The following is a 16,686-nucleotide window of genomic DNA, read 5'->3' as shown; positions in this document are numbered from 1 at the left end:
TTGCCCTGCCCGTTTCACTTCCGCGCCGCACTGGGGAATTATGGGGCTATGACGCCAGCTGAGGACGCCGCCCGCCGTACCGACTCCGAGTTCCCCGATCCCGAGCTCCCCGGGTACGCGGCCCCCGGACTCTCCGCCCCGGCCCCGGCCGCAGTGGGGACCGGACCTGTTCCCGCCGGCACCGTGCCCGGCGCTGTGCCCGGAGCCGCCCCCCGGCCCCGGACCGACCGGCAGCTGGACGAGGACATTCCCTACGGCGTGCGGATCGCGGCGTCCTGGGCCTGGCGGATCGGGCTCATCCTGGTGGTGGCGGGGTTGCTTGTCTGGCTGCTGAGCAAGATCAGCTTCCTCATCATCCCGGTCATGGTCGCCGCCCTGCTGGCCGGACTGCTTAGCCCCGTGACCCGCTGGCTGCGCAGGCGCCGGATTCCCAATGGCGCCGCGGTCGCCATCACCCTGCTCGGCTTCGTCGGCCTTATTGCCGGTGCGCTTGCCCTCGTCGGCCGACAGCTCACCGCCGGCTTTGGCGAACTTTGGGGGCAAGCGCTCGCCGGCGTGCAGCAGGTCCAGAACTGGCTCGCCGAGGGTCCACTGCACCTGACGGCCGCCCAGATCGACACCTACATCCAGGATGCTACCGCCGCGTTGCAGAAGAACAGCAGCAGCATCCTCAGCGGGGCGCTGACCTTCGGCAGCACAGCCGGGCACTTCGCCGCAGGGCTCCTGATCGCCTTGTTCGTCACGATCTTCTTCCTGCTCGAAGGCGAGCGGATCTGGGGCTTCCTGGTCCGGCTGATGCCCCGGAAGGCACGCCCGGCCGTGAACGGCGCCGGACGGCGCGGCTGGACCTCAATGGTCAGCTACACCAGGATCCAGATGTTCGTGGCCTTTGTGGACGCCCTCGGGATCGGCGTCGGCGCCGCTATCATTGGCGTTCCGCTGGCCCTGCCGCTCGGTGTGCTGGTGTTCATCGGCTCGTTCATCCCTCTGGTCGGCGCCCTGGTCACCGGCGCGATCGCCGTGCTGCTGGCCCTCGTGGCCAACGGCCTGGTCAACGCGCTCATCATGGTGGGCATTGTCCTGCTGGTCCAGCAGCTGGAGGGCCATATCCTGCAGCCCCTCGTGATGGGAAAGGCCGTCTCGCTGCATCCGGTGGCCGTCATCCTGTCCGTGGCCGCAGGCTCCTACCTGGCCGGGATCCCGGGTGCCCTGTTCTCCGTGCCGATCCTCGCCGTAGCAAACTCGGCCGTTCGGTACATTGCGGGCAGAACGTGGGAACATGATGAAGAGCTGGCCGCCGCGAGCCCGCAGGGATCCCCTGCACTTGCCGGCGCCGGCGAGGACCCGAGCTTCAGGGAGGTCCGCCTCCCTGGCGCCGACGCCGGAACCCCCAAAGGAGACTAGTTCGTGAATACCCTCGAGAGCCTGCCCGTCACGCTGGACGATGTCCTGGAGGCGCAGAAGCTGCTCGACGGGATTATTACGCGGACCCCGGTGGAATCCTCCCGCGCCCTCGGCGGCCTCGCCGGCGGCGAGGTCTACTTCAAATGCGAGAACCTCCAGCGGGCCGGCTCCTTCAAGGTCCGCGGCGCCTACGTCCGGATGGCCAAGCTCTCCGCCGAGGAAAAGAAGCGCGGCGTCGTGGCGGCCTCCGCCGGCAACCACGCCCAGGGCGTCGCCGTCGCGGCGAAAGCCCTCGGCATCAAGGCCCGGATCTACATGCCGCTGGGCGTCGCCCTGCCCAAGCTGGCGGCGACCCGCAGCCACGGCGCCGAGGTGGTGCTGCACGGCCACAACGTCGACGAGGCGCTGGCCGAGGCCAAACGCTACGCCGACGAAACGGGCGCCGTGTTCGTCCACCCCTTCGATGACGTCGACGTCGTCGCCGGCCAGGGCACGGTCGGCCTGGAAATCCTCGAACAGATCCCGCACGTGGACACCATCCTGATGGGCGTCGGCGGCGGCGGGCTGCTGGCCGGCGTCGCCGTCGCGGTCAAGGCGCGGGCCAAGGAACTCGGCCGGAACATCCGGATCATCGGCGTCCAGGCCGAAAACGCCGCCGCCTACCCGCCCTCCCTCGCCGCGGACGCGCTGGTGCCGCTCAAGCGCGTCTCCACCATGGCCGACGGCATCGCCGTGGGCCGGCCCGGGCAGCTGCCGTTCAGCATCATCCGCGAGCTCGTCGACGACGTCGTTACGGTCAGCGAGGACGCGCTGGCCCGGGCGCTGATCTTCCTGCTGGAACGGGCCAAGATGGTGGTCGAGCCGGCCGGTGCCGTGGGCGTGGCCGCCCTGATGGAAGGCAAGATCGAGAACCCCGGCACCACCGCAGTCGTGCTCTCCGGCGGCAACATCGACCCGATGCTGATGCTCAAAGTCATCCAGCGCGGCCTCTCCGCCGCCGGACGCTACATGACGGTACGGATGATGCTCGATGACCGGCCGGGCTCACTCGCCACCATTGCCCGGATCATCGCCGAGAACGACGCCAACGTCACCGGCCTGGACCACACCAGGGTGGGCGGCTCGATCAGCATGGGCGACGTCTCCATCACGGTCAACCTGGAAACCAAGGGCCACGAGCACTGCGAACAGGTCCTCGGTGCGCTCCGGGCCGAAGGTTTCCAGCCCATCGTGGTGCACTAGGCGGCTGTGGTGCTCGAGGCGTCCAAGGGGGAGCGGCGCGGTGACACGCCTGCGCTCCGGGCCCGCCGGGGCCTGCAGGTGTTGGGCTCGTTTGTGCTGCTGCTCTACGCGATCGAGCTCCTCAACACGCTGATGCTGCACTCCCTCAACCGCACCTTCGGGCTGCGCCCGCGCACCCCCGATGGGCTGCTGGATATCCTGACGTTTCCGCTGCTGCACGCCAACCTCGCGCACCTGCTCTCCAACACCCTGCCGCTGATCATCTTCGGGTTCCTGGTGTTCCTGTCCGGCGCGCGGGTCTTTGCCACGGCACTGGCCTCCAGCTGGCTTGGCTCAGGCGTGGCGGTGTGGCTGATCGGCGGCTTCAACATCACGGTGGGGGCGTCCGGGCTGGTCTTCGGGCTCTTCGCGTTCCTGCTGGTGCGCGGGTTTTTCAACCGGCACTGGGGGCAGATCCTGCTCTCCGTGGTCCTCTTCCTGGCCTACGGCGGCATCCTGTTCGGGGTGCTGCCCACCGTGGCGGGGTACGTCTCCTGGCAGGCGCACCTGGGCGGGGCCGCCGGCGGCGTGGTGGCGGCCCTGCTGCTGAGCCGGCGCCGGCCGGCCTGACCACTGCTTAAGCGCCGACGCCGGCCCTCCCGCTGCGGGGAGGACCGGCGTCGTGGGGTGGTGTGCCTAGCCGACGTACGGCTTGGCGGAGATGATCTCCACCGTGATGTCCTTGCCGTTCGGGGCGGTGTAGCTGAGCTTGTCGCCCTCCTTGTGGCCGACGATGGCCGAACCCAGCGGCGACTTCTCGCTGAAGACGTCCAGATCGGAGTCGCCGGCGATTTCACGGGAGCCGAGCAGGAACGTCTCTTCGTCCCCGGCGATCTTCGCGACCACGATCATGCCCGGCTCGACGATGCCGTCGTCGGCCGCGGCTTCGCCCACGTGCGCGTCGCGGAGCAGCACGGTGAGCTGGCGGATGCGGGCTTCGATCTTGCCCTGCTCCTCCTTGGCCGCGTGGTAGCCGCCGTTCTCCTTGAGGTCGCCTTCCTGGCGGGCAGCTTCGATCTTCTGAACGATGTCTGCACGGCCGGGGCCGGAGAGGTGGTCCAGCTCAGCCTTCAGGCGGTCAAAAGCTTCCTGGGTGAGCCAAGCTGCAGTTGCGCTGTTGGTGGTCGACACGGACTTCTCCTTTTGATGGTCAAACAAGCTGGTCAAACAAGCAAAGACCCCGCCACGGTGGCCACTTATGGATCTCAGTAACCAGCTCAGCGGGGCAGAGGTATTGATCCATTGTAGTCAATGCTGTGGATAAACCCAAGAACCACTGCGGTGCAGCTCACACCGTGTTACGCGCCGCCGCCCCCGGCCGACGGGCGGACTACTTGGCGGCGTCCGGGATCCAGCAGTTGTCGACGACGGCGGAGACGGCCTGCGATTCGGTGCGCACGCTTACCCGGTGCACCGTGGTGCGGCCGCCGTCGGCGCCCGCGTCCGCGGCGTTGGGACCGACGTCGACGACCTTCCAGCCCACCACGGCGAACTTCGAGTCCAGGGCCTTGACGGCGCACTTCGCCGCCGTCCCCGGATTCTTCGTGACCTGGAAATCGATCTCGGCCAGGGTGGCGTCGGGGGTGCTGTAGCCGATGTCCTTGAAGCCGACCGACTCGGTGGCCGCCGACGTCGAGATCCAGGCCATCACCCCGATCCCGGCGGCCAGGGCGACGATCAGGAGGTTCCGCTTGGCCTTGCCGCCCAGGGCACGCTTTTGGCCGCCGTAACGATTGGCTAGGCTGGTAGGTGCCGGCGCGGGCGCGGCAGGCTGCTCCTCGGAAGTCACCAGTCCAGTTTAGTGTGGATCGGGCCGGGGAAAGTCCGCAGCCGCTTCAGGCCCCGGCACCGAACCCGCAGAAGAAAGAGGAGCCGTCCGACGATGACAGCGTCCCCCAGCCAGCCGGCCCCGCTCCGGCTGCTAGCCGTCCACGCGCACCCCGACGACGAGTCCAGCAAGGGCGCCGCGACGATGGCCATGTACGCGGCCTCCGGCGTCGACGTCATGGTCGCCACCTGCACCGACGGTTCGCGCGGCGACATCCAGAACCCGGCCATGGAGAGCGCTCCGCACCCCAAACGGGACATGGCCGGCGCGCGCCGGCTGGAGATGGACAACGCGGCCCGGGTCCTGGGAATCCGCCAGCGCTGGCTGGGCTTCGTCGACTCGGGCCTGCCCGAGGGCGACCCGCTGCCGCCGCTGCCGGCCGGTTCCTTCGCCACCCTGCCGCTGGAGCGGGCGGCCGCACCGCTGGTCCGGCTGGTCCGTGAGTTCAAGCCGCAGGTCATCCTCAGCTACGACGAGAACGGCGGCTACCCCCACCCGGACCACATCATGGCGCACCGCGTCGCTGTCGAGGCCTTCGAAGCCGCCGGCGACCCGGCGCGGTACCCCGGAACGGGCGAAGCCTGGGCCCCGGCCAAGCTCTACTATGACCGCGCCTTCAGCCCGGAACGTTTCCGGGCCCTGCACTACGCCCTGGAGGAAGCCGGGCTGCAGTCGCCGTACGCCGAACGGCTCGCGGCCTGGCTGGAGGCCGACGCGGAGGGTCACACCCCGCCGGCGCCCACCCACCCCACCACCACGCAGATCGAGTGCGGGGACTACTTCGAGGCCCGCGATGACGCCCTGCGTGCGCACCGGACCCAGATCGACCCGGAGGGCTTCTTCTTCGCCGTGTCGCCGGCGATGCAGCGGCAGACCTGGCCGTGGGAGGACTACTCGCTGATCCAGTCCCGGGTCCCCGCCGACGTGCCCGAAACTGACTTCTTCGCCGGGCTAAGATAGATCCAGCAGGGACTTCTATGCCGCGTAGAAATGCGGCGGGGAAGTTCCGCGAAAGACGTTCCCCACAGAAGGTTTCCACCGTGCATTCCTTGCTCACCGCCCTGGCGACATCCCCGTCGCCCGCACCGTCGCCGTCGTTGCGCCCCGGGCTCGACCAGGACCAGGTCACCCCGGGGCTGCTGGGCTTCCTGCTGACCGCCTTCATTGTGGTGCTCACGGCACTGCTGATTGTGGACATGGTGCGCCGGATCCGCCGGGTCCGGTACCGCGCCCAGGTGGAGGAAGAACGAGCCGCGACGGAGGAAGCCGCGCAGCCTGGCGCCGCCCGGCCCGAGAGCGTCCAGCCCCGTACCGGCAGCGACGGCGCGGACACCCGCCCGGAGGCAAACGGTGACGCCGGACCCGGGAACCGCTGACCGCGGCTCCTCCGCTGACCGGCCCGGGGCGGCCAACGCCCTGGGCGGGGAACCCTCTGCCTATCTTCGCCAGCACGCCGGCAACCCCGTGCACTGGCGCCCTTTCGGCGATGAAGCCTTCGCCTTCGCCGCGGCCCGCGATGTCCCGGTGTTCCTCTCGATCGGCTACGCTGCCTGCCACTGGTGCCACGTTATGGCCCGCGAGTCCTTCGAAGACCGGGACACCGCCGACTTCCTGAACGCCAACTTCGTCCCCGTAAAGGTGGACCGCGAGGAACGCCCCGACGTCGACGCCGTCTACATGGCCGCCACGCAGGCCATCAGCGGCGAGGGCGGCTGGCCGATGTCCGTCTTCCTGCTGCCCGACGGCCGGGCCTTCCACGCCGGCACCTACTATCCGCCCCGGCCCATGCCCGGCCGGCCCTCCTTCCGCCAGGTGCTCGAGGCCGTCCGGGAGGCCTGGCTGGAACGCCGCAGCGCCGTCGAACAGAACGCCGACGCGCTGGCACGCGGCATCGCCGCCGCCCAGGCCGGCGCCGCCGTCCGGCTCGACGCGCCCGCGCCGGACCTGAACCCGGAGCTGCTCTCCGAAGCGGTCCGCGCCCTCGCCCGCGCCGAGGACGACGCCGGCGGCTTCGGCGCCGCCCCCAAGTTCCCGCCGTCGGCGGTCCTGGAATTCCTGATCCGCCACGCCGCGGTGGCGTCCGGGACGGCTGAGGCGGCCCGGGACCTGGCCGGCCGCACGCTCGCCGCGATGGCGCGCTCGGCCCTGTTCGACCAGCTCGACGGCGGTTTCGCGCGCTACTCCGTGACCCGCGACTGGTCCGTGCCGCACTTTGAAAAGATGCTCTACGACAACGCCCAGTTGCTGCGGGTCTACGTCCACTGGATCCGGCTCGGCGGCACCGCTGCGTACCCGGCCGCGGAGGCTGCCGCCGTCGCCGCCAGCACCGCGGACTGGATGCTCGCAGCCCTGGGCCTGGCCGGGGGACCGGACGGGGAAGGTCCCGCGGCGCTGGCCTCGTCCCTTGACGCGGACACCGTGGTGGACGGTGTGCACGCCGAGGGCGCCAGCTACCTCTGGACGGCCGGGGAGCTGGCCGCGCTGCTGGGCCCGGCGGACGGCGCCGCCGTCGCCCGGCTGATGCATGTCCGCGCGGCGGGGACCGTGTCAGCGGACGGGTCGCCGCTTCATCCCGGCCGGGCGCTGTCCGAGGCGGAGGATGAGCTGTGGCAGCGGATGCGGCCGGTGCTGCGCGGCGCCCGTGCGGCGCGGCCGCAGCCTGCCCGGGACGAGAAGGTGGTAGCCGGCTGGAACGGCCTGGCCGTGGCCGCCCTGGCCGAGGCCGGCGCCGTGCTGGAGCGGCCGGAACTGCTGGACGCCGCCGGACGGATCGCCGGCTACCTTGAACGGGTGCACTGGACCCCCGGCCGCCGGGCGGAACCCGGCAGGCTGGTCCGCGTCTCCCACGGCGGGACTGCCCGCGGCATCGGCGGCCTGCTGGAGGACTACGCCTTCTGCGCCGAGGGCCTGTTCGCGCTCTACGCCGCCACCGGCCGGACCCGCTGGTACACCCTGGCCGAAGGCATCGTGGCGGCCGCCGGCACCCGGTTCACTGCCGGCGGCACGCTGCGCGACGCGGCCGGCGAATCACCGCAGGTGCTCAACGCCCAGGGCGGCAGGGCCGGGATGGACCCGTTCGACAACGCCACCCCCAGCGGTGCGGCCGCGTATGCCGGGGCCCTGCTGACCTCGTCCGCGCTCTCCGGATCCGCCGAACACCGCGCCCTGGCCGGGAACATCCTGTCGCTGCTGCCGCCGCTGGCCGTGCGGGCGCCCCGGGTGGCCGGCTGGCTGCTCGCCACGGCGCAGGCCGCGCTGTCAGGCCCCCTGGAGGCCGCCGTCGTCGGGCCGGACACGCCGCAGCGGGCCGCGCTGCACCGGACACTGCTGTACTCGCCCAGCCCCGGACTGGTGATCGCGCTGCAGGACCCGGCGGGGGAGCCCGGTGCCGCCCGGGTGCCCCTGCTGCGGGGCCGGGAGGCCGCTCCGGACGGGGCGCCGCAGGCCTTCCTGTGCCGGGGCATGGTCTGCCGGCTCCCGGCGCGTTCCGCCGGGGAGCTCCGGGAACAACTGGCTAGCATGGCTGAATGACTTCTTCCCCCGCGGCTCCGGACCCGTTTGAACTGGTGGTTTTTGACTGCGACGGCGTCCTGGTGGATTCCGAGGTAATCGCCGTCCGGGTGGACCAGCTGGTGCTGGCCGACCTCGGCTGGGAGCTGGAGATCGAGGAGATCGTGCAGCGCTTCGTCGGCAAGAGCGAGGCCAACTTCGTCGCCACCATCGAACGGGAGCTCGGCATCGAACTGGCCGACGGCTGGGACAGCACCTACCAGCAGTGGTACCACGAGGCCTTCGAACGGGACCTCACGGCCGTCGACGGCATCGAGGAGGCCCTGGACAAGCTCCGGCTTCCGCACTGCGTTGCCTCCAGCGGCAGCCACGCGAAGATGCAGCGCACCCTGGGCCGAACCGGGCTGCTGCACCGCTTCACCGGCCGGATCTTCAGCGCCACCGAGGTGGCCAACGGCAAACCCGCGCCGGACCTCTTTCTGCACGCGGCCGGGACCCTCGGGACCGCCCCGGAGCGCTGCGCCGTCGTCGAGGACAGCGCCTACGGCGTCCAGGCCGCGCGGGCCGCGGGGATGCACGTCTTTGCCTACGCCGGCGGGGTCACCCCGGCGCACCGGCTGGAAGGTCCGGGCACCACGGTCTTCGACGACATGCGCCGGCTCCCGGAACTCATCGCCGCGGGCCGGCCGGGCTGAGCCGGGCTGAGCAGGCCGCCGTTGCCGGAGTTTCCCCACGTTTGGGGTGGGCGCCCGGCGTGTCGGGCCGAATCTCCGGTGGGTTCCGGCGTCGGGTCCTCATAAGTGGGGAGTATCCGTGCCGGTGCGGCAGGCGGCCTCAGCCCAGGACGGCGATCGCGATGCCGATGTAGTGCGCAGCGAAGGCAAAGACCGTGAAGGCGTGGAACAGCTCGTGGAAGCCGAAATGCTCGTAGCTGAAGTTCGGCTTCTTCAGGGCGTAGAAGACGGCGCCGGCAATATAGAGCGCTCCGCCGACGCAGATCAGCACGGCGGCGGGGATGCTGGCGGCGAAGAAGTCCGGCAGGTAGAACAAGGCGCCGCAGCCCAGGGCGATGTAGATCGGCACATAGAGCCAGCGCGGGGCATCGGTCCAAAGCAGCCGGAAGAGCACCCCCAGCACGGCGCCGGACCAAATCACCCACAGCAGCAGCACAGCCTTGGGCCGCTCCAGGAGCGCCCAGGCCAGCGGGGTGTAGCTGCCGGCGATCACCAGCATGATGTTGGTGTGGTCCAGCCGTTTCAGCACGATCTTCACCCGCGGGGACCAGTTCCCGCGGTGGTAGACGGCGCTGACACCGAAGAGCAGCACCCCCGTGAACGCATAGACCGCCGAGGCGATCTTCAGATCCGCGGTGGGGGCAAGCAGCACCAGCACCAGGCCGGCGGCAAACGCCAGCGGCGCGGTGACGGTGTGGATCCAGCCCCGCCACTTGGGCTTGATCATCAGCAGTTCGGCGATCCTCACGGCGGCGTCGTCCACTGGGCTGTTGCCGCGGGCCGTGGGGCCTGGTGCGCTGTGCGCGGACCGCTCGGATCCGGGCTCCGGACTGGTGCTCTCCATGCCGTAATAATAACCTACGGTCCAGTAAGTTACCCATCAGTAACAAGGGTTGTGGTGGAAAATGACGGCGGCGGCGTGCGCGGCACAGGCCGTCCGGCGGGTAGCCTAGGAATGCACTGCCGTCAGACCCCAAGGAAGCCAGGTGAATCTCCGGATGGAACTGCCCGGGTTCCTGTATGGCTTCTACGAGCGCAAACTCCAGCGTTCCCTCGACCCGGAGCGGATTCCGCGGCATATCGGGGTGATGGTTGACGGCAACCGGCGCTGGGCCAGGCAGTTCAACGCCCCCACAAGCCAGGGCCACCAGGCCGGCGCGGACAAGATCCACGAATTCCTCGGCTGGTGCCAGGAGCTCGGGGTCAAGGTGGTCACGCTCTACATGCTCTCCACCGACAACATGAACCGCTCCGGCGAGGAGCTGGACCTGCTGATGGGGATCATCGCCAACACCCTGGACCGCCTCGACGAGGACGTCGATATCTCGGTGCACGCCATGGGCGCGCCGGAGCTCCTGCCCGACTACCTCGCCGAACGGCTGAACAAGCTCACGGCCCGCACCCCGGCGCACGAGAAGATCCACGTCAACGTGGCCGTCGGCTACGGCGGGCGCCGGGAAATCGTCGACGCCGTCCGCGAACTGCTGCACGACGCCGTCGCCCGCGGCGCCGACATCGGCAAGCTGGCGGACGAACTCAGCGTCGACGACATCTCCCGGTTCCTCTACACCCGCGGCCAGCCCGACCCGGACCTGGTGATCCGCACCTCCGGGGAGCAGCGGCTCTCCGGGTTCCTGATGTGGCAGAGCGCCTACAGTGAGTTCTATTTCTGCGAGGCCCTCTGGCCGGCGTTCCGCAAGGTGGACTTCCTCCGCGCCCTGCGTGACTACGCCGGCAGGCAGCGCCGCTTCGGCGCCTGAACGGTTCACCCGCCCGTCACCTGATGTCCGCAAGAATCGCCGAAAAATAGTCCGGCAATCGACGCGCTGTGGACGTACGTTAATCCCATCAGCAGGCAAACCGCCGGCTGATCGGGGAGGCCAGTACATGGAGCGGAAGTTCGCACCGGATGTATGGGAGGCCGCGTCCGGCCTCACGGCCGAGCCGCCTCACCAATAACAATTCCGGGCCGGCGGCCCGGGGCTGGAGTCGATGTGGCTATTTCTGAAGTATTGCCCGGCGTCATTTCCGACCAGGGCAAGAAGGCTACCTCTCGCGCCAAGCGAGCAACTTCCACGACCGGCGCAGCGAATCCCGACGCTGCGGCCGGTCTTGCTGTTTCCGGGGAAGGAACAGCAGAACGGGAAACCGCCCGAAGCTACGTGATCGACACCTCCGTGCTGCTGTCGGACCCCCGCGCGCTGCTGCGGTTTGCCGAGCATGAAGTCATCCTGCCGATCGTGGTCATCACCGAACTGGAAAGCAAACGGCACGACCCGGAGCTGGGCTACTTCGCCCGCAAGGCGCTGCGGCTCCTCGATGACCTCCGGGTGGAGCACGGCGGCCTGGACCGCCCCATCCCGCTGGGCACCGACGGCGGCACCCTGATGGTGGAGATGAACCACATCTCGGCCGAGGTGCTGCCGGCCGGCTTCCGCGGCAGCGACAACGACAGCCGGATCCTCGCCGTCGCCAAGAACCTCGCCAACGAGGGACGCGACGTGACGGTGGTGTCCAAGGACCTGCCGATGCGGGTCAAGGCCTCCGCCATGGGCCTGCTCGCCGACGAATACCGCAACGAGCTCGTCAAGGACTCGGGCTGGACCGGCATCGCCGAGATCGACGCCGCCGAGGACGAGGTGGCCACGCTCTACGGCCACGAGCCGGTCTTCATCCCGGCTGCGGCCGAGCTGCCGGTCAACACCGGGCTGGTGCTGCTCTCCGGCCGCGGCTCGGCCCTGGGCCGGGTCGGAGCCGACAAACAGGTCCGCCTGGTGAAGGGCGACCGGGACGTGTTCGGCCTGCACGGACGCTCCGCCGAGCAGCGGCTGGCCATCGACCTGCTGATGGACCCGTCCGTGGGGATCGTGTCCCTCGGCGGCCGGGCCGGCACCGGCAAGTCCGCCCTGGCTCTCTGCGCGGGCCTCGAGGCCGTGCTGGAGCGCCGGGAGCACCGCAAGGTCATCGTGTTCCGGCCGCTCTACGCCGTCGGCGGCCAGGAACTCGGCTACCTGCCCGGCTCCGAGTCCGAGAAAATGAACCCGTGGGCGCAGGCCGTCTTCGACACCCTCGGTGCGCTGGTCAGCCAGGAAGTGGTGGAGGAAGTCATGGACCGCGGCATGCTCGAGGTCATGCCCCTGACGCACATCCGCGGCCGCTCCCTGCACGACGCGTTCGTGATCGTGGACGAGGCGCAGTCCCTCGAGAAGAACGTGCTGCTGACGGTCATGAGCCGGATCGGCCAGAACTCCAAGATCGTCCTGACCCACGACGTCGCCCAGCGCGACAACCTCCGGGTCGGACGGCACGACGGCGTCGCGGCCGTCGTCGAGACCCTCAAGGGCCATCCGCTATTTGGCCACATCACCCTGACCCGCTCCGAGCGCTCGCCGATTGCGGCCCTGGTGACGGACATGCTCGAGGGGGCTGAGATCTAAGGCTCGCCTGCTTTCTCGCCTTCCCGTGGGGGCCGTAGTTGGGTTTGCCGTGGTTGGGTTCGCCCCGCCACGGCCCTTTCGCCGTCGCTTAGACACGACGGTTGCCGCCCGCTGCGGTCGCTGGGCGACCTTCGGGGCAGCAAACGTCGCGATGCGCGACTACGCGAAAGGCCCGCGGCGCGGCGTGTGCATTCGTCACCTTCTCGAGCGGAGCCCGCGGCGCGGCGTGTGCGTACGTCACCTTTTCGAGCGGAGCGCGGCGCGGCGTGTGCGTTCGTCACCTTTTAGAGGAGGGACCCGCTGACCGGTTTGCGGAGCTGCCCCCCTTCGCGGGGACGCGGTGGCCCGCGAAGGAGCGCATCGCCGACCAGAGCGGAGCGAAGGTCGCCCAGCGACCGCGGCGCAGCGACGGGAGGTGTCTAAGCGACGGCGGGGCGCCGTGGGCCCGCTTGCGGGGCCCTACAGGTCGATGCCCAGGTGCTTGGCGGTGGGTTCGTGGCCCTGGACTTCGAGGGTCCAGTCGGGGCGTTTGAAGGTGGCGGGGGTGAGCCGGACTTTTTGGACGTCCCGGAGCTGGCCGCCCCAGCTGGCGCGGGTGGTGCCGTTGAGTTCGTAGCCGAGGGAGCGGGAGACGCCCAGGGATTGCTCGTTCCAGGCCGCGGCCTCGGATTCGGCGACCTCGGCGCCGAGCCAGTCGAAAGCGTAGAGGGCGACGGCGGCGCGCATCTCCTTGCCCAGCCCGCGGCCCTGCACGTCCCGGGTGAGCCAGGAGCCGGTGCTGACCGTCTTCAGGGTGGCGAAGTCCTTGGCCCCGACGTCCTGGCAGCCGATGAAGTCGCCGTCGTGCCAGATGCCCAGCAGCAGGGTCCAATCCTGCGGCGACATGGTGCCGCGGCAGCGCCAGTACCACTGCGCCATGTTCGGCCCGAGTTCGTCGGCCGGGGATTCCGCCCAGGGCCGGCTGAACGGGCTGCGTCCGGGTTCGTGGATGCCGCCCAGCGCCGCCTGCACCGCCGCCGGGATGTCCTCGTCGCGGATCGGCCGGAGCGTGAGGCGGGGCGTGGCCAGGGTGAGGCCGAAGGGCGGCCAGAAGCGGGCGAGGTCAGTCATCCGCGAAGCCTAGCAAAAACCGGTAGCATCCGAGGGTGATCCATCGTCTCGGTGACCTGGGGGGAGCGGCCCCGCTGGCCTTCTGGCTGGTGCTGCTGGCGTGCGCGTATTTCGCCGTGATGGCGGCGCGGCTGACCGTCATCGACATCCGGCACCACCTGCTGCCCAACCGGATCATCTTTCCCTCCTACGCGGTCGCGGGTGTGCTGCTGCTCGCCGGGGCCGCGGCGGGCGGCGGCGCCGGGCTGTTCGGTGTGCCCGGGCTCCGGGTGCTGGCCGGCGCCGCGGTGCTCTGGCTGTTCTACTTCCTGCTGCGCGCCGCCTACCCGCCGGGAATGGGCTTCGGCGACGTCAAGCTCGCGGGAGTGCTGGGCCTGTACCTCGGCTTCCTCGGCTGGGGCCACGTCTTCGCCGGAACGTTCGCGGCCTTCCTGTTCGGCGGGCTCTGGAGCGTGGCCCTGCTCCTGACGCGGCGCGGCACCCTGAAGTCGGACATCCCCTTCGGTCCCTTTATGCTCGCGGGGACCGCGGCCGCGATGCTGCTGCTGCCCGCAGGCTAGGCTGGCCGCATGGCCACTCCGGACTTCATCCTGAAACTGCGCGAAAAGATCGGCCACGAGACGCTGTGGATTCCGGGCGCGCGGGCCGTGGTTTTCGACGACGCCGGCCGGGTCCTGCTCGGCCAGCGGGCGGACAACGGCCGGTGGGGGCTGATCACCGGCATCCTGGAACCGGGCGAGGACCCGGCGCCGGGCCTGCTCCGGGAGGTCCTGGAGGAAACCGGGGTGGTGGCCGGGGCCGAGCGGCTCGTCTCGGTGGACGCCGTCGGACCCACCACCTACCCCAACGGCGACGTCTGCCACTTCCTGACCCTGGTCTTCCGCTGCCGGTACGTCTCGGGGGAGGCGCGCGTCAACGACGACGAATCCCTCGCCGTGGGCTGGTTCCGGCCCGAGGAGTTTCCCGAACTGATGCCCGGTCACCTGGAGTCCATCGAGCGGGCGCGGGATCCGGAGGGCCCCGCGCACTTCCGCGGCTGAGAGCTCCTACAATATTGTCACAGCCCCGCCGTAGCCTCCTGCTATCCAGCCCTCCGCTGGAGACAGTGGGCCCGGGGTACCCCTCCGGGCCGGAAATGGGGAAGCATGACAGATTCGGCACTGACGCACGTTTACGTCCTCCTGGACCGTTCCGGTTCCATGAGTTCCATCGCCGACGACACCGCGGGCGGCTTCGCGGCGTTCGTCCGCGAACAGCAGGTGGTGGCGGGCCGGTGCAAGCTCTCACTGGCCCAGTTCGATGACGTCTATGAACGGGTTTACGCCGCGGTGGACATCCAGGATGTCCCGCCGCTGGTCCTCCAGCCCCGCGGCAGCACCGCCCTGCACGACGCCATGGTCCGGCTGATCGGGGAGGCCGGCGCGGAACTGGCGGCGCTGCCCGAACCGGAGCGTCCGGGCACCGTGCTCGTGGCCGTGCTGACCGACGGGCATGAAAATGCCTCACGCGAAGCCAGCGGCGCCATGGTCAAGGCCCTGGTCGAACGCCAGCAGCACCAGTACGGCTGGCAGTTCACCTACCTCGGAGCCAACCAGGACGCTGTCCTGACGGCGCACGGACTCGGCATCCGGGCCGAAGACGCCCTGACGTATGCGGCCGGCAATGTGGACGCCGCCTTCTCCGGCCAGTCCGCCAAGACCAGGCGGCTGCGCGAGGCTCGCATCGCCGGCGCCAGTCTGGCCGAGGCCGCGGCCCACTCTGCCTACACCGCTGAAGAGCGCCGTGCCGCCGGGGGAGAGGTGCCGCGCGAGTAGGGCCGGGGCCGTCCCGGCTTTAAAGTACGACGGCGGCCGGCGCCTTTCCCGGGAAAGGTGCCGGCCGCCGTCGGACGCGGTGCCCGCAGCAGCGGGCGTTTACGACTAGGCCTTGTGCGGCGGCCGCGTCATGGACATCACGTCCAGGGCGGTGTCCAGCTGCTCTTCGGTCAGCTCGCCGCGCTCGAGGAAGCCCATCGCAACGACGGTCTCGCGGATGGTCAGGCCCTCGGCCACGGCCTTCTTGGCGATCTTGGCGGCGTTCTCGTAGCCGATGAACTTGTTCAGCGGCGTCACGATGGACGGCGAGGCCTCGGCGAGGAAGCGGGCGCGCTCGACGTTGGCGGTGATGCCGTCGATCATCTTGTCGGCCATCACGCGGCTCGTGTTCGCCAGCAGGCGGACGGATTCGAGCAGGTTGGCGGCCATGACGGGGATGCCGACGTTGAGCTCGAACGCGCCGTTGGTGCCGGACCAGGCGATGGCGGTGTCGTTGCCGATGACCTGGGCGCAGACCATGATGGAGGCTTCGCAGATGACCGGGTTGACCTTGCCGGGCATGATCGAGGAGCCCGGCTGCAGGTCCGGGATCGCGATTTCGCCGAGGCCGGTGTTGGGGCCGGAGCCCATCCAGCGCAGGTCGTTATTGATCTTCATGAAGGAGATCGCGATGTTGCGCAGCTGGCTGGAAGCCTCGATCAGCCCGTCGCGGTTGGCCTGGGCCTCGAAGTGGTCGCGGGCCTCGGTCAGGGGCAGGCCGGTGTCAGCGGCGAGGAGCTCGATCACACGCTCCGGGAAGCCGGCCGGGGTGTTGATGCCGGTGCCGACGGCGGTGCCGCCGAGCGGGACCTCGGCGACGCGGGGGAGGGAGGCGTTGACGCGCTCGATGCCGTAGCGGACCTGCGCGGCGTAGCCGCCGAACTCCTGGCCCAGGGTGACCGGGGTGGCGTCCATCAGGTGCGTGCGGCCGGACTTCACGACGTCCTTGAACTCGACGGCCTTGCGCTCGAGCGACTCCGCGAGGTAGCCCAGGGCCGGGATCAGGTCGTTGATCAGGGCGGACGTGGCGGCCACGTGGACCGACGTCGGGAACACGTCGTTGGAGGACTGCGAGGCGTTGACGTGGTCGTTCGGGTGGACCACCTTCTCGCTGCCGGCGGCCTTGAGCGCGCGGGAGGCGAGCTCGGCCAGGACCTCGTTGGTGTTCATGTTCGAGGAGGTTCCGGACCCGGTCTGGAACACGTCGATCGGGAAGTCCCCGTCGTACTTGCCGGCGGCGACCTCGTCGGCGGCGTCGGCGATTGCCTGGGCCAGCTCGCCGTCGAGCACCCCCAGCTCCGCGTTGGCCTGGGCGGCAGCCTTCTTGACCCGGGCGAGGGCTTCGATGTGGGCGCGCTCCAGGGTCTTGCCGGAGATCGGGAAGTTCTCGACCGCACGCTGCGTCTGGGCACGGTACAGCGCGTTCACGGGGACGCGGACTTCGCCCATCGTGTCGTGTTCAATACGAAACTCTTCGGTGTTCAAATCTGCTGTGGAAGTCATGGGGCTAGCTTATTCGGCCCAAGCGT

General features: G+C 69.8%; 17 protein-coding genes. 12 read left to right on the top strand and 5 right to left on the bottom strand.

Annotation, left to right across the window (positions count from 1 at the left end):
- Positions 1 to 48 precede the first annotated feature (48 nt).
- The 3 genes from AC6I9V_RS04010 to AC6I9V_RS04000 are packed head-to-tail and all read left to right on the top strand — an operon-like array spanning position 49 to position 3,255.
- Positions 49 to 1,404, top strand: a complete 1,356-nt coding sequence (locus tag AC6I9V_RS04010) for an AI-2E family transporter (protein WP_497898430.1) — start codon at positions 49 to 51, stop codon at positions 1,402 to 1,404.
- 3 nt (positions 1,405 to 1,407) lie between these two features.
- Complete coding sequence (gene ilvA / locus AC6I9V_RS04005) at positions 1,408 to 2,646, top strand: threonine ammonia-lyase (protein WP_349412486.1); 1,239 nt, start codon at positions 1,408 to 1,410, stop codon at positions 2,644 to 2,646.
- 9 nt (positions 2,647 to 2,655) lie between these two features.
- Complete coding sequence (locus AC6I9V_RS04000; protein ID WP_497898429.1) at positions 2,656 to 3,255, top strand: rhomboid family intramembrane serine protease; 600 nt, start codon at positions 2,656 to 2,658, stop codon at positions 3,253 to 3,255.
- A gap of 66 nt (positions 3,256 to 3,321) precedes the next feature.
- Here the strand turns inward: AC6I9V_RS04000 and greA are convergent, their stop codons facing one another.
- The gene (gene greA / locus AC6I9V_RS03995; RefSeq protein WP_349412488.1) at positions 3,322 to 3,816 is read right to left on the bottom strand and encodes a transcription elongation factor GreA; all 495 of its coding nucleotides are present in this window, start codon (positions 3,814 to 3,816) and stop codon (positions 3,322 to 3,324) included.
- Between the two features lie 199 nt (positions 3,817 to 4,015).
- Complete coding sequence (locus AC6I9V_RS03990; protein ID WP_497898428.1) at positions 4,016 to 4,474, bottom strand: DUF4307 domain-containing protein; 459 nt, start codon at positions 4,472 to 4,474, stop codon at positions 4,016 to 4,018.
- 93 nt (positions 4,475 to 4,567) lie between these two features.
- Between AC6I9V_RS03990 and mca the strand changes: the two genes are divergently transcribed.
- The 4 genes from mca (at position 4,568) to AC6I9V_RS03970 (ending at position 8,718) form a co-directional block, all read left to right on the top strand.
- On the top strand, positions 4,568 to 5,473 hold the full coding sequence (gene mca / locus AC6I9V_RS03985; protein ID WP_497898427.1) for a mycothiol conjugate amidase Mca: 906 nt from the start codon (positions 4,568 to 4,570) through the stop codon (positions 5,471 to 5,473).
- An 80-nt stretch (positions 5,474 to 5,553) separates the two neighbouring features.
- The gene (locus AC6I9V_RS03980) at positions 5,554 to 5,889 is read left to right on the top strand and encodes a hypothetical protein (RefSeq protein WP_497898426.1); all 336 of its coding nucleotides are present in this window, start codon (positions 5,554 to 5,556) and stop codon (positions 5,887 to 5,889) included.
- Positions 5,864 to 8,044 carry a thioredoxin domain-containing protein gene (locus tag AC6I9V_RS03975; RefSeq protein WP_497898425.1) on the top strand — a complete coding sequence of 727 codons (2,181 nt, stop codon included), beginning with the start codon at positions 5,864 to 5,866 and terminating at the stop codon, positions 8,042 to 8,044. Before AC6I9V_RS03980 ends, AC6I9V_RS03975 begins: the two co-directional genes overlap by 26 nt.
- Positions 8,041 to 8,718 (top strand): HAD family hydrolase, encoded by a 678-nt coding sequence (locus AC6I9V_RS03970; protein ID WP_497898424.1) that lies wholly within the window; start codon positions 8,041 to 8,043, stop codon positions 8,716 to 8,718. Before AC6I9V_RS03975 ends, AC6I9V_RS03970 begins: the two co-directional genes overlap by 4 nt.
- Before the next feature lie 139 nt (positions 8,719 to 8,857).
- On the opposite strand, the gene trhA is transcribed toward AC6I9V_RS03970, so the two are convergent.
- Positions 8,858 to 9,601, bottom strand: a complete 744-nt coding sequence (trhA, locus tag AC6I9V_RS03965; RefSeq protein ID WP_497898423.1) for a PAQR family membrane homeostasis protein TrhA — start codon at positions 9,599 to 9,601, stop codon at positions 8,858 to 8,860.
- 154 nt (positions 9,602 to 9,755) lie between these two features.
- Here trhA and AC6I9V_RS03960 point away from each other — a divergent pair, with 154 nt between their 5' ends.
- Entirely contained in the window at positions 9,756 to 10,517 is a 762-nt protein-coding gene (locus AC6I9V_RS03960; RefSeq protein ID WP_497900250.1) for an isoprenyl transferase, read from the top strand.
- Between the two features lie 234 nt (positions 10,518 to 10,751).
- Positions 10,752 to 12,194, top strand: a complete 1,443-nt coding sequence (phoH2, locus tag AC6I9V_RS03955; RefSeq protein ID WP_497898422.1) for an RNA 5'-3' helicase PhoH2 — start codon at positions 10,752 to 10,754, stop codon at positions 12,192 to 12,194.
- Between the two features lie 459 nt (positions 12,195 to 12,653).
- Here phoH2 and AC6I9V_RS03950 read toward each other — a convergent pair whose 3' ends face one another.
- Positions 12,654 to 13,304: a GNAT family N-acetyltransferase gene (locus AC6I9V_RS03950; RefSeq protein ID WP_497898421.1), complete on the bottom strand. Its 651-nt coding sequence runs from the start codon at positions 13,302 to 13,304 to the stop codon at positions 12,654 to 12,656.
- Positions 13,305 to 13,339: 35 nt separating this feature from the next.
- Between AC6I9V_RS03950 and AC6I9V_RS03945 the strand changes: the two genes are divergently transcribed.
- The 3 genes from AC6I9V_RS03945 (at position 13,340) to AC6I9V_RS03935 (ending at position 15,118) form a co-directional block, all read left to right on the top strand.
- Positions 13,340 to 13,864, top strand: coding sequence for a prepilin peptidase (locus tag AC6I9V_RS03945; protein WP_497898420.1), 525 nt, complete (start codon positions 13,340 to 13,342; stop codon positions 13,862 to 13,864).
- A 9-nt stretch (positions 13,865 to 13,873) separates the two neighbouring features.
- Positions 13,874 to 14,344 (top strand): NUDIX hydrolase, encoded by a 471-nt coding sequence (locus AC6I9V_RS03940; RefSeq protein WP_497898419.1) that lies wholly within the window; start codon positions 13,874 to 13,876, stop codon positions 14,342 to 14,344.
- Between the two features lie 105 nt (positions 14,345 to 14,449).
- Positions 14,450 to 15,118, top strand: coding sequence for a VWA domain-containing protein (locus tag AC6I9V_RS03935; RefSeq protein WP_497898418.1), 669 nt, complete (start codon positions 14,450 to 14,452; stop codon positions 15,116 to 15,118).
- Positions 15,119 to 15,223: 105 nt separating this feature from the next.
- On the opposite strand, the gene AC6I9V_RS03930 is transcribed toward AC6I9V_RS03935, so the two are convergent.
- Positions 15,224 to 16,660 carry a class II fumarate hydratase gene (locus AC6I9V_RS03930; protein ID WP_497898417.1) on the bottom strand — a complete coding sequence of 479 codons (1,437 nt, stop codon included), beginning with the start codon at positions 16,658 to 16,660 and terminating at the stop codon, positions 15,224 to 15,226.
- Positions 16,661 to 16,686 lie beyond the last annotated feature (26 nt).

This window comes from Arthrobacter sp. SlRoot2-15 (genome assembly GCF_059739345.1).
The sequence above is the reverse complement of the archived record's forward strand: the minus strand, read 5'-3'. Positions and strand labels throughout refer to the sequence as shown.